General features: G+C 63.6%; 25 protein-coding genes. 17 read left to right on the forward strand and 8 right to left on the reverse strand.

Translation table 11 applies throughout. The features are described from left to right. Window positions 1–19: 19 nt before the first annotated feature. Both QGV54_RS05700 and QGV54_RS05705 read left to right on the forward strand, forming a co-directional pair. Window positions 20–1,279, forward strand: a complete 1,260-nt coding sequence (locus QGV54_RS05700; protein WP_281017809.1) for an LLM class flavin-dependent oxidoreductase — start codon at window positions 20–22, stop codon at window positions 1,277–1,279. Window positions 1,280–1,283: 4 nt separating this feature from the next. Continuing rightward, the gene (locus QGV54_RS05705) at window positions 1,284–2,192 is read left to right on the forward strand and encodes an alpha/beta hydrolase (RefSeq protein WP_281017808.1); all 909 of its coding nucleotides are present in this window, start codon (window positions 1,284–1,286) and stop codon (window positions 2,190–2,192) included. Here the strand turns inward: QGV54_RS05705 and QGV54_RS05710 are convergent. Together QGV54_RS05710 and QGV54_RS05715 are read right to left on the reverse strand one after the other, a co-directional pair. Continuing rightward, window positions 2,176–2,829, reverse strand: a complete 654-nt coding sequence (locus tag QGV54_RS05710) for a DUF1638 domain-containing protein (RefSeq protein WP_281017807.1) — start codon at window positions 2,827–2,829, stop codon at window positions 2,176–2,178. The two genes, QGV54_RS05705 and QGV54_RS05710, sit on opposite strands and share 17 nt — an antisense overlap. 163 nt (window positions 2,830–2,992) lie before the next feature. Further along, window positions 2,993–3,700 carry a B12-binding domain-containing protein gene (locus QGV54_RS05715; protein WP_281017806.1) on the reverse strand — a complete coding sequence of 236 codons (708 nt, stop codon included), beginning with the start codon at window positions 3,698–3,700 and terminating at the stop codon, window positions 2,993–2,995. Between the two features lie 263 nt (window positions 3,701–3,963). On the opposite strand from QGV54_RS05715, the gene QGV54_RS05720 reads away from it, so the two are divergent. From QGV54_RS05720 to QGV54_RS05730, 3 genes are all read left to right on the forward strand, one after another. Next, entirely contained in the window at window positions 3,964–5,556 is a 1,593-nt protein-coding gene (locus QGV54_RS05720) for a trimethylamine methyltransferase family protein (RefSeq protein ID WP_281017805.1), read from the forward strand. A 233-nt stretch (window positions 5,557–5,789) separates the two neighbouring features. Continuing rightward, on the forward strand, window positions 5,790–6,512 hold the full coding sequence (locus tag QGV54_RS05725; RefSeq protein ID WP_281017804.1) for a Bax inhibitor-1/YccA family protein: 723 nt from the start codon (window positions 5,790–5,792) through the stop codon (window positions 6,510–6,512). A 104-nt stretch (window positions 6,513–6,616) separates the two neighbouring features. Next, complete coding sequence (locus tag QGV54_RS05730; protein ID WP_281017803.1) at window positions 6,617–8,095, forward strand: M81 family metallopeptidase; 1,479 nt, start codon at window positions 6,617–6,619, stop codon at window positions 8,093–8,095. Window positions 8,096–8,105: 10 nt separating this feature from the next. Here the strand turns inward: QGV54_RS05730 and QGV54_RS05735 are convergent, their stop codons facing one another. From QGV54_RS05735 to QGV54_RS05755, 5 genes are read right to left on the reverse strand one after another with little or no spacing between them, the layout of a single operon-like run. Then, window positions 8,106–8,543 carry a DUF3429 domain-containing protein gene (locus QGV54_RS05735; protein ID WP_281017802.1) on the reverse strand — a complete coding sequence of 146 codons (438 nt, stop codon included), beginning with the start codon at window positions 8,541–8,543 and terminating at the stop codon, window positions 8,106–8,108. Continuing rightward, complete coding sequence (locus tag QGV54_RS05740; RefSeq protein WP_281017801.1) at window positions 8,543–9,766, reverse strand: acyl-CoA dehydrogenase family protein; 1,224 nt, start codon at window positions 9,764–9,766, stop codon at window positions 8,543–8,545. The genes QGV54_RS05735 and QGV54_RS05740 overlap by 1 nt, the downstream gene beginning before the upstream one ends. Next, on the reverse strand, window positions 9,763–10,539 hold the full coding sequence (locus QGV54_RS05745) for an alpha/beta fold hydrolase (protein ID WP_281017800.1): 777 nt from the start codon (window positions 10,537–10,539) through the stop codon (window positions 9,763–9,765). The genes QGV54_RS05740 and QGV54_RS05745 overlap by 4 nt, the downstream gene beginning before the upstream one ends. Then, window positions 10,536–11,582, reverse strand: coding sequence for a hypothetical protein (locus QGV54_RS05750; RefSeq protein ID WP_281017799.1), 1,047 nt, complete (start codon window positions 11,580–11,582; stop codon window positions 10,536–10,538). Before QGV54_RS05750 ends, QGV54_RS05745 begins: the two co-directional genes overlap by 4 nt. 11 nt (window positions 11,583–11,593) lie before the next feature. Continuing rightward, entirely contained in the window at window positions 11,594–12,490 is an 897-nt protein-coding gene (locus tag QGV54_RS05755) for an MBL fold metallo-hydrolase (RefSeq protein ID WP_281017798.1), read from the reverse strand. A 181-nt stretch (window positions 12,491–12,671) separates the two neighbouring features. On the opposite strand from QGV54_RS05755, the gene QGV54_RS05760 reads away from it, so the two are divergent. The 8 genes from QGV54_RS05760 (at window position 12,672) to QGV54_RS05795 (ending at window position 20,923) form a co-directional block, all read left to right on the forward strand. After that, on the forward strand, window positions 12,672–13,556 hold the full coding sequence (locus QGV54_RS05760; protein WP_281017797.1) for a branched-chain amino acid ABC transporter permease: 885 nt from the start codon (window positions 12,672–12,674) through the stop codon (window positions 13,554–13,556). A gap of 4 nt (window positions 13,557–13,560) precedes the next feature. After that, window positions 13,561–14,736, forward strand: a complete 1,176-nt coding sequence (locus tag QGV54_RS05765; protein WP_281017796.1) for a branched-chain amino acid ABC transporter permease — start codon at window positions 13,561–13,563, stop codon at window positions 14,734–14,736. Next, window positions 14,733–15,491: an ABC transporter ATP-binding protein gene (locus tag QGV54_RS05770; RefSeq protein ID WP_281017795.1), complete on the forward strand. Its 759-nt coding sequence runs from the start codon at window positions 14,733–14,735 to the stop codon at window positions 15,489–15,491. Before QGV54_RS05765 ends, QGV54_RS05770 begins: the two co-directional genes overlap by 4 nt. Window positions 15,492–15,494: 3 nt before the next feature. Then, window positions 15,495–16,268, forward strand: a complete 774-nt coding sequence (locus tag QGV54_RS05775) for an ABC transporter ATP-binding protein (protein ID WP_281017794.1) — start codon at window positions 15,495–15,497, stop codon at window positions 16,266–16,268. Between the two features lie 73 nt (window positions 16,269–16,341). Further along, a complete protein-coding gene (locus QGV54_RS05780; RefSeq protein ID WP_281017793.1) occupies window positions 16,342–18,216 on the forward strand; it encodes an AMP-dependent synthetase/ligase in 1,875 nt (624 codons plus the stop codon). Window positions 18,217–18,323: 107 nt separating this feature from the next. Next, window positions 18,324–19,496, forward strand: coding sequence for an ABC transporter substrate-binding protein (locus QGV54_RS05785; RefSeq protein WP_281017792.1), 1,173 nt, complete (start codon window positions 18,324–18,326; stop codon window positions 19,494–19,496). 112 nt (window positions 19,497–19,608) lie between these two features. Then, window positions 19,609–20,010, forward strand: coding sequence for a DUF1330 domain-containing protein (locus QGV54_RS05790; RefSeq protein ID WP_281017791.1), 402 nt, complete (start codon window positions 19,609–19,611; stop codon window positions 20,008–20,010). A gap of 4 nt (window positions 20,011–20,014) precedes the next feature. Next, window positions 20,015–20,923, forward strand: a complete 909-nt coding sequence (locus QGV54_RS05795) for an alpha/beta hydrolase (RefSeq protein WP_281017790.1) — start codon at window positions 20,015–20,017, stop codon at window positions 20,921–20,923. Here the strand turns inward: QGV54_RS05795 and QGV54_RS05800 are convergent. Beyond that, the gene (locus QGV54_RS05800) at window positions 20,884–21,852 is read right to left on the reverse strand and encodes an alpha/beta fold hydrolase (RefSeq protein WP_281017789.1); all 969 of its coding nucleotides are present in this window, start codon (window positions 21,850–21,852) and stop codon (window positions 20,884–20,886) included. The two genes, QGV54_RS05795 and QGV54_RS05800, sit on opposite strands and share 40 nt — an antisense overlap. 140 nt (window positions 21,853–21,992) lie before the next feature. On the opposite strand from QGV54_RS05800, the gene QGV54_RS05805 reads away from it, so the two are divergent. The 4 genes from QGV54_RS05805 to QGV54_RS05820 all read left to right on the forward strand — a co-directional run bounded on the left by QGV54_RS05805 (window position 21,993) and on the right by QGV54_RS05820 (window position 25,019). Next, window positions 21,993–22,667 (forward strand): DUF6134 family protein, encoded by a 675-nt coding sequence (locus QGV54_RS05805; RefSeq protein ID WP_348637629.1) that lies wholly within the window; start codon window positions 21,993–21,995, stop codon window positions 22,665–22,667. Continuing rightward, window positions 22,664–23,428: an SDR family NAD(P)-dependent oxidoreductase gene (locus QGV54_RS05810; RefSeq protein WP_281017787.1), complete on the forward strand. Its 765-nt coding sequence runs from the start codon at window positions 22,664–22,666 to the stop codon at window positions 23,426–23,428. Before QGV54_RS05805 ends, QGV54_RS05810 begins: the two co-directional genes overlap by 4 nt. A gap of 25 nt (window positions 23,429–23,453) precedes the next feature. Then, window positions 23,454–23,852, forward strand: a complete 399-nt coding sequence (locus QGV54_RS05815) for a nuclear transport factor 2 family protein (protein ID WP_348638772.1) — start codon at window positions 23,454–23,456, stop codon at window positions 23,850–23,852. Between the two features lie 144 nt (window positions 23,853–23,996). Continuing rightward, complete coding sequence (locus QGV54_RS05820; protein WP_281017785.1) at window positions 23,997–25,019, forward strand: aspartate-semialdehyde dehydrogenase; 1,023 nt, start codon at window positions 23,997–23,999, stop codon at window positions 25,017–25,019. Window positions 25,020–25,168 lie beyond the last annotated feature (149 nt).

The following is a 25,168-nucleotide window of genomic DNA, read 5'->3' on the forward strand; positions in this document are numbered from 1 at the left end:
ATGTTGGGGAGAGACTATCATGCAATTCGGCGTCTTTTACGAACTGCAACTGCCAAAGCCCTGGAACGAGGGGGACGAGCACAGACTGTTCCAGAACGCGCTGGAACAGGTAGAGCTGGCTGATCGTCTGGGGATCGATTACGCGTGGGCCGTCGAGCATCATTTCCTGGAGGAATACAGCCATTGCGCCTCGCCGGAGGTGTTTCTGGCGGCTGCGGCAGGGCGGACGCAGAACATCCGGATCGGTCACGGCATTCGCCAGGTCATTCCCAACTACAATCACCCTGCCCGCACGGCGGAGGGGATCGCGACGCTGGACCTGGTGTCCAACGGGCGGGCACAGTTCGGCATCGGCGAAGGCGCGACACGCCTGGAACTGCATGGCTTCGGCATCCCGGCGAAGGAGAAGCGCAACATGGCGCTGGAGGCGGCCGAGCAGGTTGCCAACATGATGGTGATGAACCCCTATCCCGGCTACGAGAGCGAGAACTTCTCGGTACCCTGCCGCAACGTGGTGCCGAAGCCGCTGCAGAAGCCGCATCCGCCCATGTGGATGGCCTGCACCAACCGCGACACGATCCGCGTGGCGGCACAACTGGGTGTCGGCGCCCTGGCCTTCAGCTTCCTCGACCCGGAGGAGGCGCAGAGCTGGTCAAAGATCTACTACGACATCATCAAGTCGGAGGAATGTGTCCCCATCGGTCATGCGGTCAACGCCAATATCGCCATGGTCTCGGCCTTCTCGCTGCATCATGACCGCGAAACCGCGATCCGGCAGGGGCAGGAAGGGTTCGAGTTCTTCGGCTTTGCCATGCGCCAGCTCGTGGCCGAGGACGTGAAGCCGGGACGCACGACGATCTGGGAGGATTTCCAGGCCCAGCGCAAGGTGCGTGAAGACGAGATGGTTGCCGCCGCGGCGGGCGAGAATGATGCCGCCCGGTTGCTGCATGCGCCCGGTATCGGCACGCCCGATGACTTCCGTGACCATATCCGGAATTTTGAGGCCGCTGGTGTCGATCAGATCATCCTGCTGCAGCAGGCGGGCCGCAACACGCATGAGCAGATCTGCGCTTCATTGAACCTGTTTGCTGATGAGGTCCTGCCCGAGTTCAAGGCCAGGCAGGCCGAGAAGGAAGCGGCAAAGGCAAAGGAACTCGCGCCGTACATCGAAGCGGCCCTGGCACGGAAGAAGCGGATGCCGGAACTCAGCGACGACGAGATTCCGGTCGTCAAGGCATCGGTCAAGTCGGTTCAGGTCAACCGCGGCGCGGCCGCCTGAGGTCGTGGAGACGAAGCTGTCGTCCGTCAGGGCGGGATCGCTGGAGATTGCCTTTGTGGAGACCGGCCCGGCTGATGGCTGGCCGGTCATCCTCTCGCACGGGTTTCCCTATGGCCCGGAGAGCTATGGCGATGTGACGCCGCTGCTCGCGGCGGAGGGCGCGCGGGTGATCGTGCCGTTCCTGCGTGGATATGGTCCGACGCGGTCCCGTGACCCGGACACGCCCAGGTCAGGCGAGCAGGCGGCACTCGGCGCGGATCTGCGGGCACTGATGGACGCCCTGGAGATCGGACAGGCCGTACTTGGTGGCTACGACTGGGGTGGACGGGCCGGCTGCGTGGTGGCGGCACTCTGGCCGGAGCGGGTGTCGGCGCTGGTTTCCGTGAATGGCTACAACATCCAGAACATCGCGCGCAGCATGGAGCCGGCAGCCGCCGTGGATGAGTACGCCTACTGGTACCAGTACTACTTCCATTCGGAGCGGGGGCGGGCCGGGCTGACCCGGAACCGTCGGGACATATGCCACCTGCTGTGGCGGCTGTGGTCGCCGAAGTGGGCCTTTGACCAGGCGACCTTCGACGCCACGGCGGCGCATTTCGACAATCCGGACTTCGTTGAGGTCGTCATCCATTCCTACCGTCACCGCTACGGTCTCGTCGCGGGCGATCCGGCGGTGGCGGAGATCGAGCGACGGCTGGCGGAGCAGCCGGACATCACCGTCCCGTCCATCACCATCGACGGCGACAGTGACGGGGTGCTGGGCACGGGAGGCACCGCCCACCATGCGCGCAGGTTCACCGGGCCGCATGAACACAGGATCCTAGCCAACATCGGTCACAATGTGCCGCAGGAAGCCCCGGAGGAATTTGCCCGGGCCATTCTCGACGCCAGGGCGCTCAGTTCACCTCGGTGATGAACTGCTCCAGGTCGCCCAGACCGACCTGACGACGCTCATAGGCCAGGCCGAGCTTCTCCGCCGCCAGTTCGGCTGCACGGTCCAGTTCCGCGCTCTGCGTCTGGGCCAGATAGATCACCTTCTCGTAGTTGCCGAAGTACATGTCCCGCAGTTCCGGATGGCGGTCGAGGCCGAGGGACCGGATGACCAGCGTATCGAACTGCCGGACCAGGAAGTCGGTGAGGTAGAAACTGGTCATGTCGTCGTCACCGGCAGCCTCGAAGGCCCTGTTGCCGGAATAGAACGCGTAGCAGTGCGGTCCCGGGATGCGCTCGACACCTTCCTCCGCGCAGACCTTGTCCAGCAGGCCGCCGGTGCCGCAGTCGGCATAGCCGACGACAACGCGGCCATAGTTCCCGCGCGCGGCACGCACGGCTTCGCGCACGGCCTCCGGGATCTTCTCCGGCGTGTTGTGCAGGGTGGCAGGCAGGCAGCGCAGCGCCAGATGCGACAGGCCGTTGCGCCCGATGATGGAGCCGATCTCGCGCGCAAGCGCGCCACAGGCGATGATCAGGGTCCTGTCCTGTGCCTGTTCGCTCAGATCAGGGCCGCACCGCGGTCGTGCTGATCGGGGAGGGCGAGTGGTGTCTGCCATGGTCTTGCTTTCCGGTTCATGAGAAATGGAAGTCAAACCCTGTCGTGCGATGATTGCGTCACCGCTTCCGCGCAGGGACCCAACCGGCCCCTGTCTGTTGCAGTTTCCTGTTCAGGTCATGCCTTTCCGGCCCCGGTCAGGGATGGCAGGCGTGCCCGATGTCTCAGTTGCCGGACGAGAGCTGGTTGTGGCGACGGGCAATCAGTTCCTTCGCCGTCTCGACCGTGACAGCCGCGTCGCGGCAATAGGCGTCCGCGCCGACAGCTTCCGCGAACTCCTCGTTCAGCGGGGCACCGCCGACCATGACGATATAGTCGTCGCGAATGCCCTTTTCCTTCATCGTGTCCACCACGACCTTCATGTAGGGCATGGTGGTGGTCAGCAGGGCGGACATGCCCAGGATCTCGGGCTTGTGCTCCTCCAGCGCGTCGAGATAGTTCTCGACCGGGTTGTTGATGCCCAGATCGATGACCTCGAAGCCGGCGCCTTCCATCATCATGCCGACCAGATTCTTGCCGATGTCGTGGATGTCGCCCTTCACGGTGCCGATCACCATCTTGCCGACCTTCGGCGCGCCGGTTTCCACCAGCAGCGGGCGCAGGATGAACATGCCGGCCTTCATGGCATTGGCGGACAGCAGCACCTCCGGCACGAACAGGATGCCGTCACGGAAGTCGATGCCGACGATCCGCATCCCCTCCACCAGCGCCTGGGTGAGAATGTCGTACGGGGCCCACCCACGCTCCAGCAGGATGTTGACGGCTTCCTCGATCTCTTCCTTCAGACCGTCGTAGAGGTCGTCATGCATCTGCTGGACGAGCTCGGCATCGTCCAGTTCGGACAGGACGACATCATCGTCTTCATCGGCCATGGCAACAGTTCTCCGCACGCAACCACGATATGGGTCAAGCTGTTGGTCAATATGGCGAAGCCGCGCCTGATCCGGTGTGTCGATTACGACAGGATGCGTCGTTCTTTGCGACGCGGGTCACGCACCGAACGATCGTGGCTGTTCCCGGCGCGGCGGCGCAGTGACGCGAACTGGCAAGCCACCCGTGCGCGCTGTCTATACTCAGGATGAACGGATGGGGTGGCCCATTCAGTCTGTTTCCTTGAATCGGGGGGTTTTCGGCCATGGCAACTGACAGCAGCAACGACGACGCAGCCGTTACGGCCGATGGCGCTGAGAGCACGGGGCGCAGGCGCGGTCGACGTGGTGGCGGCGCCGAGAACCGGCGCGAGGGCCGTCGTGGCGGTGGCATGGAGAAGCAGCGCTTCATCACGCGCAAGCTGAAGCCGTTCGAGGTTCTGACCGACGAGGGGCTGGAACTGATCGAATACAATGCCGAGACGGTGCTGGAGGAGATCGGCATCGAATTCCGCGACGACCCGGAGGCGCTGCAGATGTGGCGCGATGCCGGTGCCGATGTGGACGGAGAGCGGGTGCGGTTTCCACGCGGTCTCTGCCGCAAGCTGATCGAGACGGCTCCGGCGACCTTCACCCAGCATGCCCGCAACAGCGAGCGCAATGTGGAGATCGGTGGCAACAACACGGTCTTCGCCCCGGTCTATGGGCCGCCGTTCGTGCGCGATCTGGACGGCAAGCGGCGCTACGCGACCATTGAGGATTTCCGGACCATCGTGAAGCTGGCCTACATGGCGCCGTCGATGCATCACTCCGGCGGGACAGTCTGCGAGCCGGTGGACGTGCCGGTGAACAAGCGTCACCTGGACATGATCTACAGCCACATCCGCTATTCCGACAAGGCCTTCATGGGCTCCGTCACCCACCCGGACCGGGCGGCGGACACGGTGGAAATGGCGCAGATGCTGTTCGGCGCCGATTTCGTCGACCAGAACTGCGTGCTGGTGTCGCTGATCAACGCCAACTCGCCGATGGTCTTCGACGACACAATGCTGGGGGCGCTGAAGACCTACGCCCGCGCCAATCAGGCCTGCATCGTGACGCCGTTCATCCTGTCCGGCGCGATGGCCCCTGTGACACCGGCCGGTGTTCTGACCCAGACCCTGGCCGAGGCGCTGGCCGGCATGGCCTTCACGCAGCTCTGCCGCCCCGGTGCCCCGGTGATCTTCGGCAGCTTTGCCAGCTCCATGTCGATGCAGTCCGGCGCGCCCACCTTCGGGACCCCGGAACCGGCCCTGATCCTCTACGGCGCGGCGCAGCTCGCGCGGCGTATCGGGGTGCCCTTCCGTTCCGGTGGTGCACTCTGCGGTTCCAAGGTGATGGATGCGCAGGCGGCCTACGAAAGCCAGGCGACGCTGATCCCGACCGTCATGGGCGGTGTCAACTTCGCACTGCACAGCGCGGGCTGGCTGGAGGGCGGGCTGGTCTCCTCGTTCGAGAAGTTCGTGCTCGACTGCGACCAGCTTGCCATGATGCAGCGCTTCGCGGACGGGATCGACCTGTCACCGAACGGGCAGGCCATGGACGCGATCCGGGAGGTTGGTCCCGGCGCGCATTACCTCGGCTGCGCCCATACGCAGGCCAATTTCAAGTCGGCATTCTACCTGTCGCCGCTGACCGACAACAATTCCTACGAGCAATGGGCGGCGGAGGGCGAGCGTCGGCTGGAGGACCGCGGCCGTGACCTGGTCCGCAAGTGGCTCGACGCCTATGAGGCACCGGCGCTGGATCCCTCGATCGACGAGGCGCTGAACGACTTCATCCGCCGCAAGAAGGATTCGATGCCCGACGCCTTTGCCTGAAAGGACAGTGACCGGACGGCGATGACGCTGGGGGACAGGTATTACAGCCGCGCCCTGGCCGAGGCGTTCGGGTTCAGGACAGGCTGACAGGAGAGCCGTTCATCCGGTTGATAGAAAAAAACTATCAAAACTGCGCACATGTTCGATGGATGTTCCGGTTTTCCTTGATTCACGGGGGCTATGGGCCAATATCATTCCCAGTACGAATTCAACTCACAGGGAGTTTGTCAAAAATGGCAACCAATGCTGACCAGCGCTATGGCGCAACGGCCAGTGGCGCTCAGGCCGCCGAACTAGACCAGGGCCTGCGCAAGTACATGCTCGGCGTCTACAACTACATGGCGTCGGGGCTCCTCGTCAGTGGCGTCGTGGCGCTGCTGGTGTCCAGTTCGCCGTCGATGATGCAGGCGATCTTCGGCTCCGGCCTCGGCATCGTCGTCATGCTGGCTCCGATCGGCATCCTTCTGGTGATGTCCTTCGCCCAGAACAAGCTCAGCACCCCGGTGATGCAGGCGCTCTACTGGCTGATGGTGGCGATGTTCGGCGTTTCGATGTCGACGATATTCATCGCCTATACCGATGCTTCGGTCGTGCGCGTGTTCATGATCACCGCAGCCTCCTTCGCCGGTCTCAGCCTGTTCGGCTATACCACCAAGAAGAACCTGTCCGGCATGGGCAGCTTCCTGATGATGGGCCTGATCGGCCTGATCATCGCCTCCGTCGTGAACATCTTCATGGAATCCTCCATGATGCAGATGGTCATTTCGATGGTCGGTGTGCTGATCTTCGCGGGCCTGACCGCCTTCGATACGCAGCGGATCAAGTCGACCTACATCCAGCACCGGATGGAAGGCGATGTGGCTGTCCGCTCCGCGATCTTCGATGCGGTGGCGCTGTACTTGAACTTCGTCAACCTGTTCATGATGCTGATGCATCTGCTGGGCGACCGCGAATAGGCTTCGCGACTGCCAGTCTGATCGGGAAAGGCCCGGTGGTTCGCCACCGGGCCTTTTCATTTGTAGAATGCACGACGGATTCGAACCGGGGGAGGGGAACACCCATGCGCATCGTCATTGCCATGATGAAACACGAGACCAACACCTTCTCGCCCGTGGTGACCGACTGGGCACGCTTCACCGGCTGGGGCAGCTTTCTGGGGGACGAGGCGCTGGCGGCCTATGACGGCACCGGGATGCCGTTTGCCGCCTATCTGGACCTGGCGCGGGCGCGTGGCGCGGAGATCGTGACCCCGGTGGCGGCGGAGGCGATGCCGTCGGGCAAGGTGCAGCGGGACGCCTACGAGCTGATGGCCGGGGCAATCGTTGATGCGGTGGCGGACGGCTGCGATGCCGTGATGCTGGACCTGCACGGTGCGATGGTGGCGGAGCATACCTTCGATGGGGAGGGGGAGTTGCTGCGCCGCATCCGTGCCGTGGCCCCGGACGTGCCCATCGCGGTCACCTGCGACCTGCACTGCAACCTGACCGATGCCATGGTCGACAATTGCGACGCCCTGATCGGCTACAAGACCTACCCGCATGTGGACATGCATGAGATGGGGCAGCAGATCGGTGACGTGCTGCTGCGGATGCTGGATGGAGAGGTCACGCCGGTCATGCGCTGGGGCAACCTGCCACTGCTGTCGCAGACCCTGATGCAGGGCACCGACGATGAGCCGATGAAGAGCCTGATCGCCATGGCCCGGGCGGCGGAGCAGCGCCCCGGCGTGCTGGCCGCGACGGTCTTCGGCGGTTTCGCGCTGGCTGACATGCCGGACGCGGGGACTTCGGTCGTCATCGTGACAGACAACGATCTGGCGCTGGCGGAACAGGTGCGCGACGAGATCATGGCCGCCGCATGGGCCGAGCGCGAAGCCTTCATCTATCCGCATCGGCCACTGGAAGAAGCGGTAAGCGAGGCGAAGGAACTGACGGACGGGCCGGTGATCCTGCTCGACCACGCCGACAATGTGGGCTCTGGCGGTACACAGGACGTGATGACCGTGATCGCGGAGGTGCTGCGTCAGGGGCTGCAGGATGTGGCCGTTGCCGCCGTATGTGATCCGGAGGCCGTGAAACGGATGCAGGCGGCGGGTGTCGGATCGACCATCACCCTGACCCTGGGCGGGCGCACCGACATGCCCGCCATCGACCGGGCGGGCGCGCCGCTGGAACTGACCGGCAAGGTGCGCACCCTGACCGATGGTGAATGGGTCTGTCGCGGGCCGATGTACACGGGTGTCACCGTGCGCATGGGACCGACGGCGGTGCTGGAGACCGGCGGCATGCAGATCGTGGTCGTGTCACAGCATCACGAGCCGTGGGATACCGGCGTCTTCACCTCCGTCGGCATCGACCCGCTGCACAAGCGCTATCTGCTGCTGAAATCCCGCATTCACTATCGCGCCGGATTCGCGCCGCTTGCCAAGGCGACCCTGACGCTGGACGGCGTGGGGGTCACCACTTCCGACAACAGCCTGCTGAACTACGAGAACGTCCGCAGGCCGGTCTACCCGCTGGACCTGATCAACGAACGCTGAAGCGGTCGGCCTATCCGATCTGCTGCGATCCGACGACCAGCGACGCGGCGGCGATCAGGGTGATCGGCCAGCGCAGTTTCGGGTACCAGCGGGGCAGCAGGTCGTGGCGCACCATCAGGTGATCGACCGCCGCCCAGATCACCAGGCAGGCGGCGAGCGACAGCATCCGGTTGACCGGGGGCTGGAACAGGATCAGCCAGGCGGCGATGCTCGGTGCCATGGCGATGATCAGGCGCAGGGACACCCGCCGCTGCTGTGTATCGGCCAGGGCGAAGCCCCAGGTGGTGCCGCCCAGGAACGACAGGATGATCGCGCCATAGACGGGCAGGGAATAGATCGCCCAGCCCTTCCAGCCGCCCTCCGCGAACTCGATGGCCACCACGCCGCCGACGAAGGGAATCAGGCCGAGGACCGACAGCAGCAGCGGCAGTGGCGGAATGCCTGCCATCAGTCGCTCTCGCCGCGCTCGTACAGGCATTCCCGGCCCAGCCGCTCCAGGCAGGCTTCCGCCGACCAGGGCAGCATCAGCGCGCCGCAGCGGCTGTCGCGATAGAGCCGCTCCAGCGGGAACCTCTTCATGATGGAGGTGCCGCCACAGGTGCGGATCGCCAGACGACAGATGTCGTTCACCGTCTCCATGATGGTGTAGTTGGCGACATAGGCCCGCATCCGGGCGTCCTTCGACGGGTTGAAGCGGGCATCCGTCGCGGCCTCCAGGAACAGCGCGCGCATCTGCTCCAGCTTGATGCGGATCTCCGCTACCGCGAACTGCTTGATCGGGCTGCCACGTTTCACGCCCTTCGCCCCCTCCACCTCGCCCCGCAGGAAGGCCACCACGAAGTCATAGGCGGCCTGGGCGATGCCCATGTAGGCCGGGGTCAGGGTCAGGAACATGTGCGGCCACTGGATCGCGGCCTTGTAGTAGACACCGCGCGGCATGATCTGATGCGCGTCGGGCACGAAGACCCCGTCGATGTCCAGGCTCTTCGAGACCGTGCCGCGCATGCCGAGCGTGTCCCATTCGCCGACGACCGAGAACCCTTCCGCATCGCCCGGCACGGCGAGCATGATGGTGTCCTTCGGGTCGAGGTCGCTGCCCTCGCGTTCCTCAGTGCAGAGCACCGAGTAATGCGTCGCGGCCCCGGCGAGGGAGGCGAAATGTTTCTTTCCCGTGACGACATAGCCGCCGTCGACCTTCCGCGCCGTGGTGCCGAAGGGGGCCTTGCCGGTCGCCGCCTGGGTATGGGGCTCGGAAAAGGGCTGGGCGAAGATCGCCTTCTCATGCAGCACCAGATCATACAGCGCGGCCCGGCGCTCCTGATGTCCGCGCCGCTCTTCGTCCGTCATCGGCAGGTCGTCGGCCAGAGGCCCGGACCAGAGCATGGAGCAGGAATGCATGTTCAGCGTCAGCGCGGTCGCACCGCAGTGGCGACCGATCTCGGATGCGACAAGGAAATAGGTCCGGTAGTCGGCCCCCAGGCCGCCGTACTGGCTGGGGATGCAGAGCGCCAGCAGCCCGGCGTCGCGCATGTCGGCATAATTCTCGTGCGGGAAGCGGGCATCGCGGTCGATCTCCGGTGCCCGCGAGGCGAAGGTCGGACCAAGTTCCGTGGCAAGCCCGACCAGTTCACGCTGCCGGTCGGTAAGATCGAAGTCGGCCCACATGCTCATGTCGGAAGTCCCTCCATGAAACCGCTGATCAGGCGGCAGGTCTCCTCCGGTGCTTCCAGATTCGCGATGTGGCCCGCACCGCCGATGACGTGGAAGCGGCTGCCCGGAATGCGCGCCGCCATGCGCTCCATGACCGTGGCAGGGGCTGTCGTATCCTCTTCCCCCGCAATCAGACAGGTCGGCACGGCGATCTGCTTCACCGCGTCCCGCCGGTCGAAGGTGACGAGGCAGTTCAGCGCCTGGCGATAGGTCTCGGGGCTGATCATGCTCATGGATTCCGTCAGGGCCCGACCAACCTCCGGCCCGGCGTTGGGGCCGACCATGCCCGCCACCAGCGCGGGCGCGATATCGGCGGGGGTTTTGCCCTCATCCATCGGCTTCAGGCGCGCGGCGAGGAACTTCTGCTGGAAATCGCCCCCCGGCTTGCCGAAGGCGGCGCTGGTGCACATCAGGATCGCGGCACGCACCCTTTCCGGATGCAGGGCAAGGAATTCCTGCGCCACATACCCCCCCATGGACAGGCCGCAGATCACCGCCCTTTCGAGTCCTAGATGATCCATAAGTCGCGCAAGTGCGTCGGCCAGCGCGGGAAAGGTCATATCCGGCAGGGCCGGGGAATCGGCGTAACCCGGCGCGTTCCAGGCAATGCAGCGGTAGCGCGAGGACAGGATGTCGATCTGCGGCTGCCAGTTCCCGGCATTGCCGCCGATGCCATGCAGGAAGATGATGGCCGGTCCCGACCCGCTATCCGTGAAGGTTGGAACGGTGCTCATGCAAGCTCACCCTGCAGCACGCCGTTCTCCACCACCACCGTACCGTCCAGGCTGATGGTATGTCCCCGCATCGGCAGGTCGAAGTGGCCGAGCGTGTGGCGGCCCGCAACCTCGTTGGCGCCGGTCGAATAGAGGAAGTTCCCGGCGAAGGCGCGCAGTTCCGTGCCATTGACCTGGCTGCGGTCATAGGCGGTCAGGGAGTCCCAGCGGGCCGCGGGGTTCATGCCCCATCCCACATGGCTGACGGCATAGGCCTCCCGGTCGCCCCAGGCCGCGATGTAGCTGTCGAACAGGGCGGCATCGACGCCATCGCCGGAGATGTCGGTGATGTAGTCGTTCTCGATCGTCAGGCGGATCGGGCGGTCGATGTAGCGCTTGAACGTCAGGTTCACGTCGCCGGTGTTCATGACGATGGTGCCGTTGACGCAGCCAGGTGCGGGGAAGCAGAGGCACAGGCCGCCGGGCCAGTGGGTGATGGTGCCCGCGCGCTTGCTGAAGCCCCAGCCACCGCCTGCCGGCGCCTTCTCCACATCGACTGTCAGGTCCGTGCCGGCAGCCGAGGTCACGCGCATCTGCTTCGCGTCACGCAGCATCCTGATGCCGGTCTTCACCTTGGCTTCCAGTTCCGGTGTCGGTGTCAGGCGTTCCAGCAGTTCCGGATGTTCGTTGGAAACCATGAGAACCCGTGCGCCGCCCTTCAGGATCGCCGGCAGCTCCCGTGCATGCAGCAGCCCCTCCACCGTGCAGTCGGCGACGAAACCGGAAGCGCCCAGCGCGCCGATGACCGGTTCCAGCCCGCGAATCGCATCCGATGCACCGGTCGAGCGTACCGGGGCCGGGGCCGTCTGGCGGGGGGAGGGCAGGACGACATGAAAGACCTCCGCCCCCATCCGCTGCAGCGCCAGTTCCGCCAGATCCACATTCACCTTCCGGCTCTGGCTCTCGGAGAGGATGGCGCAGACCTCGCCCGGCTTCACCTCGCAGAGGCGGAAGGTCTCGGCAAAGGCGTCGATCCACCTGGCTTCGATGCGTTCACGCAGCATGGCTTCTCTCCTCAGGCGACGCGGTAGGTGGCCTGGGCGTCGGCTGTGCCGTCCACCGCCACCCGACCGTCGTGAACCATGTGGATCAGATGCGCCAGCACCGACCGGGCTGCGGCCGGATGCAGGTTCTTCGGCACATCGGCGTACATGGTGGCGACCATTGCCGGAATGGTCCTGGGACCGCCCTTCAGCAGGTCCAGGATCTGGCTTTCGCGCAACTGCCGGTGCGCCCGGTAGGCCCGCACGAAGTCGTGCACGTTCTCGATGGGCGCGCCGTGGGTCGGGTAATAGCGCTGGTCATCGCGCTCCAGCAGCTTGTCGAGGGAGTTGAAGTAGTCGGTCATGTTGCCGTCCGGCGGCGAGACCACGGTCGTGGACCAGCCCATGACGTGATCGCCGGTGAACAGCGCCTTCTCCTCCCGCAGTCCGAAGCAGATGTGATTCGAGGTATGGCCCGGCGTGTGGACCGCCTCCACCGACCAGCCGTCACCTTCAATGACGTCGCCATCCCGAATCACGTGATCCGGCGCGAAGTCATGGTCGCCGCCTTCTTCCACCTTCGGGCCGCCGCGATCGCCGCCGTGCGGGCCGTAGCCCCAGGTCTGCGCCCCGGTCGCGTCCTTGACCAGCCGCGCGGCCGGGCTGTGGTCGATGTGGGTATGGGTGATCAGCTGATGTGTCACCGTTTCCCCCTCCACCGCGCGCAGCACGGCCTCCACATGTCGCTCGTCCAGTGGCCCGGCATCGACGATGGCAACCTTGCCGCGTCCGATGATGTAGGTGCCGGTGCCATGGAATGTGAACCCGCCCGGATTGTTGCAGATCACCCTGCGGACCAGCGGGCTCAGCTCCGCAAGCTCCCCGTATTCGAAGTCCAGTTCCCGGACGAACGGTATTGCATAGGCCAAGTTTGTGTCCTCCCCCTGTCGTTGACGAATTGACAGCCGTCAAACCGCCCCTATCCTACCCGAGCCGTTACGTGGCGAAACCCGCGTAATCGAATTGGGGCGACACAAGGTTCGGGACAGGACCGGTGGCTCTGAAGGTTGGCAATGCCGCCATGTGCGGTTCAGGGGAGGATACGGGGACGTGGATTCCGTCCAGATTTATATTTCGTTGTTCGTCAACGGACTGGCGCTCGGCTGTATCTACGGCCTGATCGCGCTTGGTTTCGTGCTGATCTACAAGGCAACGGAGATGGTGAACTTCGCGCAGGGCGACCTGATGATGGTCGGCGCGTTCATCGCCTTCGGACTGATTGCCGGTTTCGGGCTCAACTTCTGGCTCGGCTTCCTGCTCACAGTCGTGCTCATGATCATCTTCGGCTTCCTGCTGGATGTGGTCGTGATCCGCCGTCTGATCGGCCAACCACAGTTTTCCATCGTCATGGCAACCATCGGCATCGGCTATGTGCTGCGGTTCGTCATGCCCTATGCCTTCAATGTCGAACAGATCGCGTTCCTGACCCCCTTCACCGGCAAGGCCGTGCAGGTGGCGGCGATGACGCTGGATGCGGGCAAGCTGGCGGCGGTGGTGGGGACGCTGGTGCTCTGCGCCGGCCTCTACATGTTCTTCCAGCGCACACGCATCGGTGTGGCCATGCAGGCCGCGTCCCAGAACCAGCTTGCGGCCTACTACATGGGCATTCCGGTGGCTCTGATCTTCTCGCTGATCTGGGGCATCTCCGCCGGTGTCGCTGCCATTACCGGTGTCATGATGATGCCGATCGCGAACGTCATGGACCCGTCCATCGGCTTCATCGCGATCAAGGCCTTCGCCGGTGCGGTCGTGGGTGGTTTCGGCTCCATTCCCGGTGCGCTGGTGGGCGGTATCATCATCGGGCTGGTGGAGCAGTTCTCCGATTATCTGCTCGCCCCCGGCTACAAGGACATCATGGTCTTCTCCGTGCTTCTGGCGGTGATGGTTGTCCGGCCGGAAGGCATTTTCTCCCAGATGGGCAGGAAGAAGGTCTGATCCGATGCGCTTTGTTTTCAAGACACGCTACGAACAGGACCTGCGCCTCTGGCGGCACAATGGGGACCTGATCGGTTACGGCATTTTTCTGGCGGCGCTGCTGGCACTGCCGATCTTCGCAGGCGTCTATTATGTGGGTGAGGCCAATCTCTGGCTGATCTACTCCATCGCGGCCATGGGTCTGATGATCGCCGTCGGTTTCACCGGCATGGCGAGCCTCGGACACTCCGCCTTCCTGGGTATCGGTGCCTATACGCATGCCTACCTGCTGCAGAACGGCGTGCCGTTTCTCGTCTCGCTGCCGCTGGGCGGACTGCTTGCGGGCGCGATCGGTGTCGCCGTGGGCCTGCCCACACTGCGGATGCACGGCATCTATCTGGCCATCGCCACGCTGGCCGTCGCCCTGATCACGCAGGAGGTCATGTCGAAGTGGTCGTCGGTCACCGGCGGCTTTGACGGGCTGCCGGTTGCGGCGCCTGACTTCCTCTCCATCCAGCCGGAGGCGATGTACCAGGGGGAATGGTTCTCGGTCGGCGGCCTGCATGTCGGCTGGGTCGAACTCTGGTCACCGGTCTCGCTCTACTACATCTGCATCGCGGTGCTGGTGCTCGCCGCACTGATCGCGCGGAACCTGCTGCGCAGCCCGACGGGCCGTGCCTTCGTTGCCATCCGGGATTCGGAGATTTCCGCGCAGTCGATGGGCATCCATCTGGCGTACTACAAGACGACGGCGTTCGGTATCAGCGCCTTCGTCACCGGCCTCGCCGGCGGACTGTTCGCGCACCAGATCTCCCATCTGGCACCGGACGCGTTCAACATCTTCATTTCCATCGAACTGCTTCTGATCTGCGTCGTCGGTGGTATCGGCACCATTCAGGGTGCGGTGCTGGGTGCCGCGTTCCTGATCATGCTGCGGTCCTTCATCCCGATCATGCGTGACGAGGTGACGGCCGGTGCGGGCGGGGTCGAGTTCCTCGCCGGCCTGGTGCGCTTCGTCAATTCGCCGGGTCTGGAGGCCGCGATCTTCGGTGCGCTGCTGGTGCTGTTCATCATCTTCGAACCGATGGGCCTCTATGGCCGCTGGCTGAAGGTGAAGACCTATTTCGATCTGTTCCCGCTGTACAAGAAATCGACCTTTGCGCGGCAGAAATCCTATGTGAAGACGGAGCGGCTGCGGTGACCTTCTTCAAGGCGGACAAACTGGCGATCCATTTTGGCGGCGTTAAGGCCGTGGATGGTGTCGATTTCGAGATCGAAGAGGGCGAGATCTTCACGATCATTGGCCCCAACGGTGCGGGCAAGACGACGATCTTCAACCTGATCAGTCGCATCTACGAACCCACCGAAGGCAAGCTGATCTTCAATGACGAGGATATCACCAACACCGCCCCGCATCTGATCGCAGGGCGGGGCATCGCACGCACGTTCCAGAACATCGAACTCTTCGAACAGGCGACCGTGCTGCAGAACCTGCTGATCGGGCGCCATGCCCATCGCAGCGGCACCCTGCTTGCGAACATCTTCTTCCTGCCCTCCACCCGGCGTGCCGAACTGGCGCACCGTGAGGAGGTGGAGAAGGTGATCGAGTTCCTGGACCTCGCCCGGTACCGCGATCAGCGGATCGCCAACCTGCCCTACGGCGTGCGGAAGGTGGTGGAACTGGGGCGCGCCCTCTGTACCGAACCGAAGCTGCTGCTGCTCGATGAGCCCTCGTCGGGCCTGAATGTCGAGGAAACCAGCGACATGGCTTTCTGGATCAAGGATATCCGGGACCTGCTGGGGATCAGCGTGCTGATGGTCGAACATGACATGAGCCTGGTGAACCGGGTCTCCGACCGCGTTCTCGCACTGAACTATGGCCGCGTCCTCACGCTCGGCAGCCCCTCCGAGGTGCAGTCGAACGAAGAGGTCATTCGCGCGTATCTGGGGGGCTGAACGGTGAGTGAACCCATTCTGACAGTTTCCAACGTCGAGACCTACTACGGGCCGATCATGGCCATTCGCGGTGTCAGCATCACGGTCAACGAAGGCGATATCGTCACGGTGCTGGGCTCCAACGGGGCAGGCAAGACCACGATCCTGAAGACGATCTCGGGCGTCATGGATCCGCGCAAGGGCAAGGTGACGTTCGAAGGCGAGGACATCACCTCCCGCGAACCCGACTGGGTGATGCGGCGGGGTATCAGTCACGTGCCGGAAGGGCGGGAGGTCTTTCCGTTCCTGTCGGTGCAGGAAAACCTGCGGATGGGAGCCTTCACCCGCAAGGATGCCAAGGGTGTCGTCGACGACATCGACATGGTCTTCAACTACTTCCCGGTCCTGAAGGAGCGGCGGGAGCAGCCGGCCGGCCAGCTCTCAGGCGGTGAGCAGCAGATGCTGTCGATCAGCCGGGCGCTGATGGCGCGACCGAAGGTGATGCTGCTGGACGAGCCGTCGCTGGGGCTGAGCCCGCGTCTGGTGAAGGAGATCTTCGAGATCATCGTGCGCCTGAACAAGGAGCGCGGCGTGACCATGCTGCTGGTGGAGCAGAATGCCAACATGGCGCTGAAGACCGCTGATTTCGGCTATGTGCTGGAGGTCGGGCGGATCGTCATGGAGGACCCATGCGAGAAGCTGATCCAGCGTGAGGACATCCAGGAATTCTACCTGGGCGTGAAGGACGAAGGCGCACGTGGCGAACGGCGCTGGAAGAAGAAGAAACTCTGGCGATAGGGCGACGGCCCCGGGATTCATTCCCGGCGCAGGTTCGGACCGTATCGTGCAACGGGAGAAGGCGGAGCAGACCATGACCGCAAGGCTGACCGAGACCCGACAGATGGCCGAAGATGGCCGTGAACTGATTCTTGTGGACGATCCCGACGCCACGACAGTGCCGCAGATGTTCTGGCATCGCGTCACGAACTGGTCGAGCAGGATCGCCATGCGCAAGAAGGACCACGGGATCTGGAAGGCGATCACCTGGGCGGAATTCGGCGACAAGGCACGCAATGTCGGCATGGCGCTGGACAAGCATGGCGTTGCCAAGGGCGATGTCGTGGCTGTCCTGTCCAACACGCTGCCGGAATGGATGTTCACCGACATGGGCATTCAGGGCATCGGTGCCGCCTGTGCCGGTATCTATCCGACCGACGCGGCGGCCCAGGTCGAATATCTGGTGAATGACTCCCGGACCGGCGTGATCTTCGTCGAGGATGAGGAACAGCTCGACAAGGTGCTGACCGTGCGCGAACAGTGCCCCAGCCTGAAGCTGATCGTGGTCTTCGACATGGAGGGACTGGCGACCTTCGAGGACGCCATGGTTGTCAGCTTCAGTGATTTTCTGGCCGGCGGTCAGGCGCACAATGATGCGAACCCGGGACGCTGGGAAGAACTGCTGCAGCGGGCCGAGCCGGGTGACATGGCCATTCTGGTCTATACCTCCGGCACCACCGGCCCGCCCAAGGGCGCGATGATCAGCCATGACAACCTGTGCTTCCAGATGGCCAATGGCACCCAGATCCTGCCGCAGGAAACCGGCGGGGAGCGCGTGGCCTTCCTGCCGCTTTGCCACGTGGCGGAGCGCACGCTGACCTATTTCTCACTCTATACCGGCAATATCGCGAACTTCGTCGAGAACCCGGAGACGGTGTTCGAGAACATCCAGGAGATCCAGCCGACCACCTTCTTCGCGGTGCCGCGGATCTGGGAGAAGCTCTATTCGCAGATCAACATTGCCGTCCGTGATGCCACCAAGCTGCAGCAGTTCGCCTACAAGGTCGCGATCGACTGGGGCCTGGCCGTCGCCGACAAGAAGCTGGAGGGGCAGGAGCCGACGTTCCTGGAGAAGCTGAAGTTCAGGATCGGCCTCTTCCTGGTCCTGCGCAATGTCCGCAACGTCCTCGGCCTGTCACGGGTTGACTGGGTCGGCACGGGTGCCGCGCCGATCTCGCCGCAGCTGATCCGCTGGTACATGGCGCTGGGCATCGAAATGCTGGAGCTCTATGGCCAGACGGAGAACACCGGTCTCGCCACCACCAATCTGCCCGGCGACATCAAGCTCGGTACAGTCGGCCGCTGCGCCCGCTACGCCGAATGCAAGCTCTCGCCGGAGGGGGAGATCCTGCTGCGGGGCCGCCATATCTTCATGGGCTACCTGAACCAGCCGGAGAAGTCGGCGGAGACGGTGGTCGACGGCTGGCTGCACACCGGCGACGTCGGTGCCATCGACAACGAGGGCTATGTGAAGATCACCGACCGGATGAAGGACATCATCATCACCGCCGGTGGCAAGAACATCACCCCGTCGGAGATCGAGAACGAGCTGAAGTTCTCGCCCTATGTCTCTGACGCAGTGGTCATCGGTGACCGTCGCAAGTATCTGACGGCGCTGGTCATGATCGATCAGGAGATGGTCGAGAAGTTCGCGCAGGAACGCAACATCGCCTTCACCAGCTTTGCATCGCTGGCACGCGCACCCGAAGTCATCGAACTGGTGTCGGAGGAGATCGAGCGGGTGAACGCAAAGTTCGCCCGGGTCGAGACCATCAAGAAGTTCCGCGTGCTGGACAAGCAGCTTGACCCGGAAGACGACGAGGTCACGCCGACAATGAAGCTGAAGCGGAAGTTCGTCGAGAAGAAGTACGAAAGCCTGATCGACAGCATGTATTCGGAAGCGGCCTGATTGGTGCCACAAATGGGTGAAACGCTTTGTCTGAAACGGAATTCTGATAGACTTGGTGTCACAGAAACGGTCCTGAACCAAACGGGGCCGGAAACAGGGAGGATCGGATGAAAAAGAAGCTTCTTGGCCTGGCTGCAGTGGCCGCCACGGCAACAATGATCGCAAGCGCGGCGCAGGCCGCAGAGCGCGGCGTGACCGATGACGAGATCCTGATCGGCACGCATACGGCGCTTTCGGGCCCGGTTGCGGTCTGGGGTGTGCCATCTGTCGAAGGCATGCGTCAGCGGTTCGACGCGGTGAATGCCGAAGGTGGCATCCACGGTCGCAAGATCCGGCTGGTGATCGAGGACAACGAGTATCAGGTGCCGAAGGCCGTTCAGGCGGGCAACAAGCTGATCAACCGTGACCGCGTCTTCACCATGCTGTCCGCGCTCGGCACCCCGATGAACAACGCTGTGCTGCCGCGTCAGCTTGCTGCGGGCATCCCGAACCTGTTCCCGTTCTCGTCCGCGCGGCAGATGTTCGAGCCGTTCCACAAGCTGAAGTTCGCTGGTGGCTCGACCTACTACGATCAGATCCGTGCGGCTGTGAAGCTGTTCGCGGAAACCCGCGGCAAGACCAAGCCCTGCACGATGTACCAGGATACGGACTTCGGTCGCGAGATCGAATTCGGTGCCAAGGATCAGGCGGAGGCCATGGGCCAGTCGCTGATCGCCGAAACTGCGCACAAGCCGACAGACAAGGATTTCACCGCGTCCGTCACCAAGCTGCGTGAGGCCGGTTGTGACGTTGTCTACATGGGCACCATCGTCTCCGACACGATCATCCCCTACGTGACCGCGCGTTCGATGGGCTGGGATGTCGATTTCGTCGGTTCCATCGCGACCTACAACGGCTACACCGCCGGTGCCAAGGGTGGCGTGACCGAGGGCTTCATGGCGATGACCGGTTTCCAGATGGCCTATGGCGACAACCCGGATCCGCTGGTTCGCAACTGGTACAACTCCTACAAGGAGAAGTTCGGCAAGAACCCGGATTTCCCGGCCCAGCTCGGTTACATCTTTGCTGACATGACCGTTCTCGCGCTGCAGAACGCCGGCAAGGATCTGACAGTCGACTCGATGATCAAGGGCTTCGAGCAGATCAAGGGTTATCGCGACATCTTCGGTGGTCCGGTTCAGAGCTTCGGTCCGGAGAAGCGTCAGGGATCCAACGAATCCTTCCTGTCGCAGGTTCAGGGCGGTCGCTGGGTACGGATTGGCGAGAACATCGCTTACTGATCCACAGTCTGACGACTGTTGACGAAAAGCAGGGGTCGGCCACATGGTCGGCCCCTGTTTTCGTTTCGGTTCCATTCTTGGCAGAGCCGGGACAGCTATCGGGGAGGGCATGATGGCCGCGATTGACGAACTGCACGACGAGACACTGGCACGGATTGCCGATGACACACCGGTTGTCATGGTGAACCTGATGAAGTTCCGGGAGAAATCTCTGGACGGTGATGGCAGTGGCTGGGACGCCTACGTGCGCTATTCGAAGGGCGTGAACCACCTGATCCGGGGCGTCGGCGGCGGCATCATCTGGACTGGCGATGCGAAGGGAGCGTCGTTCGGTCCGGCGCAGTTCGGCGACTGGGACTTCGTGGCCCTGGTCCGCTATCCGTCGAAGGCGGCCTTCCGCAGCTTCATCACGTCGGCGGACTACGAGGCGCAGAACCACCATCGCCTCAACGGTTGCCAAGAGCATGTCATCATTGCCTCCGAACAGGCCTATGGGCGCTTCCGGGAGGACTGATCCGATGGGTACGAATGCGATCCGCCATGTTGACGTTCAGGCCAATGGCCTTCGGTTTCACTGCGCCGAGGCCGGGGATCCGCTGTCCCCCATGATCCTGTTCCTGCATGGCTTTCCCGAGTTCTGGTACGCCTGGCGGAAGCAGCTCGAGACCCTGTCGGACAACTGGTTCTGCGTGGCGCCGGACTGCCGGGGCATCAACCTGACGGAGAAGCCGGAGGATCTGGAGAGCTTCGAGATCGGCAATCTGGTGGACGACGTCGCGGGTATCATCGCGGCCTACGGGCGGGAAAAGGTGATTCTGGTCGGGCATGACTGGGGTGGCTTCATGGCCTGGGAAGTGGCCATCCGCCGTCCCGACCTGATCGACCGTCTGGTGATCATCAACTGTGCCCATCCGGGAATCATGAGCGAGTTGCTGCGCCAGCCCGACAGTGAACAGGTGACGCGCAGCCAGTACATGCTGGCCTTCCGCTCCGAACAGGCCGAGATGCTGGTCAGCCGGGACGATTTCGCGGGTCTGCGCACCAACATTCTCGATCCCGGACTGAAGGCCGGGCACCTGACGGAGGACGATGCGGCGGCCTATCTGGCGCACTGGCAGTTGCCGGGTTCCCTGACCGGTGGTCTGAACTATTACCGCGCCAACAGGTCGGGTCCGCCGAGTGGCGATGATGCGGCGCCTCGGACGGTTGCCGAGACGCAGGTTTCCGTCCCGACGATGGTGCTTTGGGGGGAGGGGGATCCCTATTTCGCGCCGGAAAACCTGGAGCGGATGCAGGAGGCCGGACCGGACATCACCGTGCACCGTTATCCGGAGAACGATCACTGGATCGCGCATCAGATCCCGGACGAGATCTCCGCACGTATCGCTCAGTTCGCGGACAGGGACCTCACCCAGTCCACCACCTGATCGGCCAGCCGCCGTGTCGGTGTCGGGCTGACAATGTCCCCGGCAATGATGTGCTGCAGCTTGTCCTCGGCGTCGGTCACCTGGATCATGGCCTTCGGTGCGCCGCCCCAACGCTGATACGTCGCTTGCACGTGCGGCACGCTGATCACCTGGTCGTCGGGTGAATGGATGAACAGCGCGGGCTGGCTGGTTTCCTCGAGCTTCAGACGTTGCACATGACGGACGGCAGCCGCCATCGGCAACAGCGCTTCGGCCGGATATCCGGTGGTCCAGGCCTGGCTGAACGCGGGATTCTCGCCCTCCCGAATGGGATTGATCCGGCCCATGAACAGCCGCAGCAGTTGCCGCGCCCAGGGGATGGTCAGATAGCGGGTGCCGTTCCGCCGGATCTCGAAGTTGGGTGAGATGAACACGATGGCGTCCATGTCATGACGCATGTCATCGCGCATCGCCGCCCAGGCGGCCAGGGTCGCGCCCGTGGACATGCCGAGCACCAGCACCCGCTCACCCAGCAGCTTCCCCACCTCCAGCGCCTCTGCCATATCGTCCAGCCAGTCGTCGGCGTCCGGCTCCGCCATGGCCGATGCCGTCCTGCCGTGACCGGCGAGACGCGTGAAGTAGAGGTTGGCGTCCAGACCCTCAGCCACGATGTCAGGCAGCGGGCGAAGCTCCTGCTTGCTGGCCGAGAAGCCGTGGATGTTGACCACGGCCCATGGGCGTCTGTCACGGGCTGCCGGATCGCGCCAGACGATCTCCCTGTCCAGTCCCGGGCGGATATCGCTGAACCGGGCTTCCCGGCGCGCCAGGGTCTCCACCGGATCCTGACCCAGTTCCCCCCGCTCATAGCTGACACGATCCCGCACCCGCGCCCGCGGGCCCAGCAGAAACGCCACAATCAGCAGTCCGATGATGATCAGCGCAATGGTCATTTCAGCAGATGTCCAGCATTCTTGCCCCGGGGCATGATCCGATCCGCAGGTCGCGGCGTAGCTTATCAATCATGACCCCACGCCGAAATCCATCTTCATGGCCTGCAACCGCGATCCTGCTCGCGGTTCTTCTCGTCCTGATGACAGTCGACCGTGCTGCCCGTGCGGCGACCGCGCATGGGTCCGCCTTCGACCCCCTGGTCATGTATGGCTCCGATATCCGGTTCAGTGTCTGGCGCAAGGATCGCCAGATCGGTACGCACACCGTGCAGTTCCGGCGCGATGGTGATCTGGTCGACGTCCAGATCGACTTCCGTGCCCGCGTGAAATTCCTCGGGATCACGGCCTATCGCTTCGAATATGGGTCAAGTTCCGTCTGGGATGGGGCCGCGCTGCAGTCGCTGGACGCGTCCGTGAACGATGACGGCACGCAGGCGGAGGTTTCCGCCCGGCGGTTCGGCGGGGAAGTGGTGGTCGATGGATCGGGTGGCCTTCGTCGGGTGGAGGGAGCGCTGTTCCCGTCCAATCACTGGCATCCGGGAATCATCGGCCAGACGCGGGTGCTCAATACGCTGACCGGGCATCTGGCCAGCGTTTCAATCAACGCCAAGGGTCAGGAGCGGGTCGAAACCGCACATGGATATGTCATGGCGGATCGCTATCTCTACACGGGTGACCTGCACGATGTGGACGTCTGGTACGACGCTGCGGGCCGGTGGGTGAAACTGCGGTTCCTGACGAAGGGTGGCGAACGGATCGAGTATCGCTGCGAGAAGTGCAGGGCCGCCGAGGGATTGGCGGAGCGTACAGAATGAGTGGAATAGTCTGGATAACCGGAGCCAGTTCGGGGATTGGCCGCGCTTCGGCGCTGGAGTTCGCGCGGCGCGGCTATCGCGTGGCGGCGACCGCGCGACGCGAGGACGAACTGAACAGGCTGGCGCAAGAGGCGGCGGGCCAGTTGGGCGACATCACGGCCTTCCCCGGTGACATCACCGATGCGGAAGCTATCGCGGCGGTCGTCGCGCGGATCGAGGATGAGCTTGGTCCCATCGGATCGGCTGTCCTGTGTGCCGGCAGCTATACCCCGACGACAGCCCAGACGTTCACGGCGGAGGCGATGCGCGCCACGCTGGACCTGAATGTCGTCGGCGCGTCGCGCTGTCTCGAGCCCCTGCTGCCGCGCATGATCGAGCGCGGGGCCGGTCGCATCTTTGTCGTTTCCTCTGTCGCCGGGTATCGCGGCCTGCCGCGCGCCGCAAGCTATGGCGCTTCGAAGGCGGCGCTGATCAACATGGCAGAGGCCCTGCACTGCGAACTGAAACCGCTGGGCGTCCATATGGGCGTGGTCAATCCGGGGTTCGTGAAGACCCCGCTGACCGACCGCAACGATCACCCGATGCCGTTTCTGATGCCGGTCGAACAGGCGGCGGAGCGGCTGGTCGATGGTGTGATCGGTCGCGGGTTCGAGGTCAGGTTCCCTTTTGTCTTCACGACGATCCTGAAAATGGTGAGGTGTCTGCCCTATGCCCTCTACTTCCCCCTCGTCCGATGGACAACGCGCAGCCGATCCTCTTGAGTACTACGTCGCCTTCTTTGAGGGCATGACGACGGCTGACATTGAGCGGGTGCCGGATGTCTATGCAGCCGATGCCCGCTTCAAGGACCCGTTCAGCGACTTTCGTGGCCATGAGCGTCTGCAGCGCATGTTCACCGCGATGCTGCGCGATGTCCGCGACTACGCCCTGGTGGTCGATGCGCGGTGCCTGGACGGGCAGACAGGATGGCTGCGCTGGACCATGAGCGGTTACGTCAGCGCGTTGGGCAAGGAGAAGTGGATTGTCACCGGCACCAGCGTCGTCGTCTTCGATGCGGACGGTCGTGTGACGGAGCATATCGACTATTGGGATGCGGCCAGCCAGATGTACGAACGACTGCCTGTGCTCGGCTGGATCCTGGGCAAGATCCGGGGGCGCTTCGCTGCCCATTCGGCGGCAGGATAGGCTGATCCTGCCCGGTCGCTTGACCGCACCTTAGGATATTTCAGCCGTGCAGCACTTGCCTGTTGCCTGGGCAAGGCGTATCTCTCCGCCCACTTCCGCATCAGTCGGGTGCGGCAGAATTCTCTGATCGAAAGGACGAGGGAGATGGGCTATCGCGTCGCCGTCGTCGGTGCCACGGGCAATGTGGGCCGCGAAATGTTGAACATTCTGGAGGAACGCATGTTCCCCGCCGATGAGGTGACGGCTGTTGCCAGCCGCCGCTCGCTCGGTACGGAAGTCACGTTCGGCGACAGGACCCTGAAAACGAAAGCCCTCGATGATTTCGATTTCACGGGCTACGACATCGCGCTGTTCTCCGCCGGTGGCGACATTGCCCGGGAGTATGCGCCGAAGGCCGCGGCCCAGGGCTGTGTCGTGATCGACAACAGTTCCGCGTTCCGCATGGATCCGGATGTGCCGCTGGTGGTGCCGGAGGTGAATTCCGACGCCCTGGCCGGGTTTGCCAGGCGCAACATCATCGCCAATCCGAACTGTTCCACGGCGCAGCTTGTGGTGGCGCTGAAGCCGATCCACGACCGCGCCCGCATCCGTCGTGTGGTGGTTTCCACCTATCAGTCGACGTCCGGTGCCGGGCGTGAGGGGATGGACGAGCTGTTCAGCCAGACCAAGGGTATCTTCGTCAACCAGGCGGCGGAGCCGAGCAAGTTCACGAAGCAGATCGCCTTCAACGTCATCCCGCACATCGACGTGTTCCTGGATGGCGGCGACACGAAGGAAGAGTGGAAGATGATGGTCGAGACCAAGAAGATTCTTGACCCGAAGATCCGCCTGACCGCGACCTGCGTGCGGGTGCCGACCTTCGTCGGCCATGCCGAGGCGGTAAATCTGGAACTGGAGGAGCCGCTGTCCGCGGACGAAGCGCGCGATTTGCTGCGCGAGGCCCCGGGCTGCATGGTCATCGATAACCCGGAAGAGGAGCAGTACATCACACCGGTCGAGTGCGTTGGCGATTACGCCACGTTCATCAGCCGGATCCGTGCGGACTCGACCATCGACAATGGCCTGAACCTCTGGGTGGTGTCGGACAACCTGCGCAAGGGTGCCGCACTGAACACGGTCCAGATCGCCGAGACACTGGGCGCCCGCTTCCTGAAGAAGGCTGCCTGACCGGCGTCCTCGCCAGCTCTGGCCGGAACATGAAGCCACCCCGACCCTTCAACAGGTCGGGGTGGCTTTTTCTTTGCCGACCCTGAAGGCCGCGACCGGAACGAAAAACACCATCCCCCAACGCATTGGAGGATGGTGCCTGTTCGACC

The sequence above is a fragment of the Minwuia sp. IMCC3060 genome, assembly GCF_029909435.1.
In the GTDB taxonomy this organism is placed as follows: domain Bacteria; phylum Pseudomonadota; class Alphaproteobacteria; order Minwuiales; family Minwuiaceae; genus Minwuia.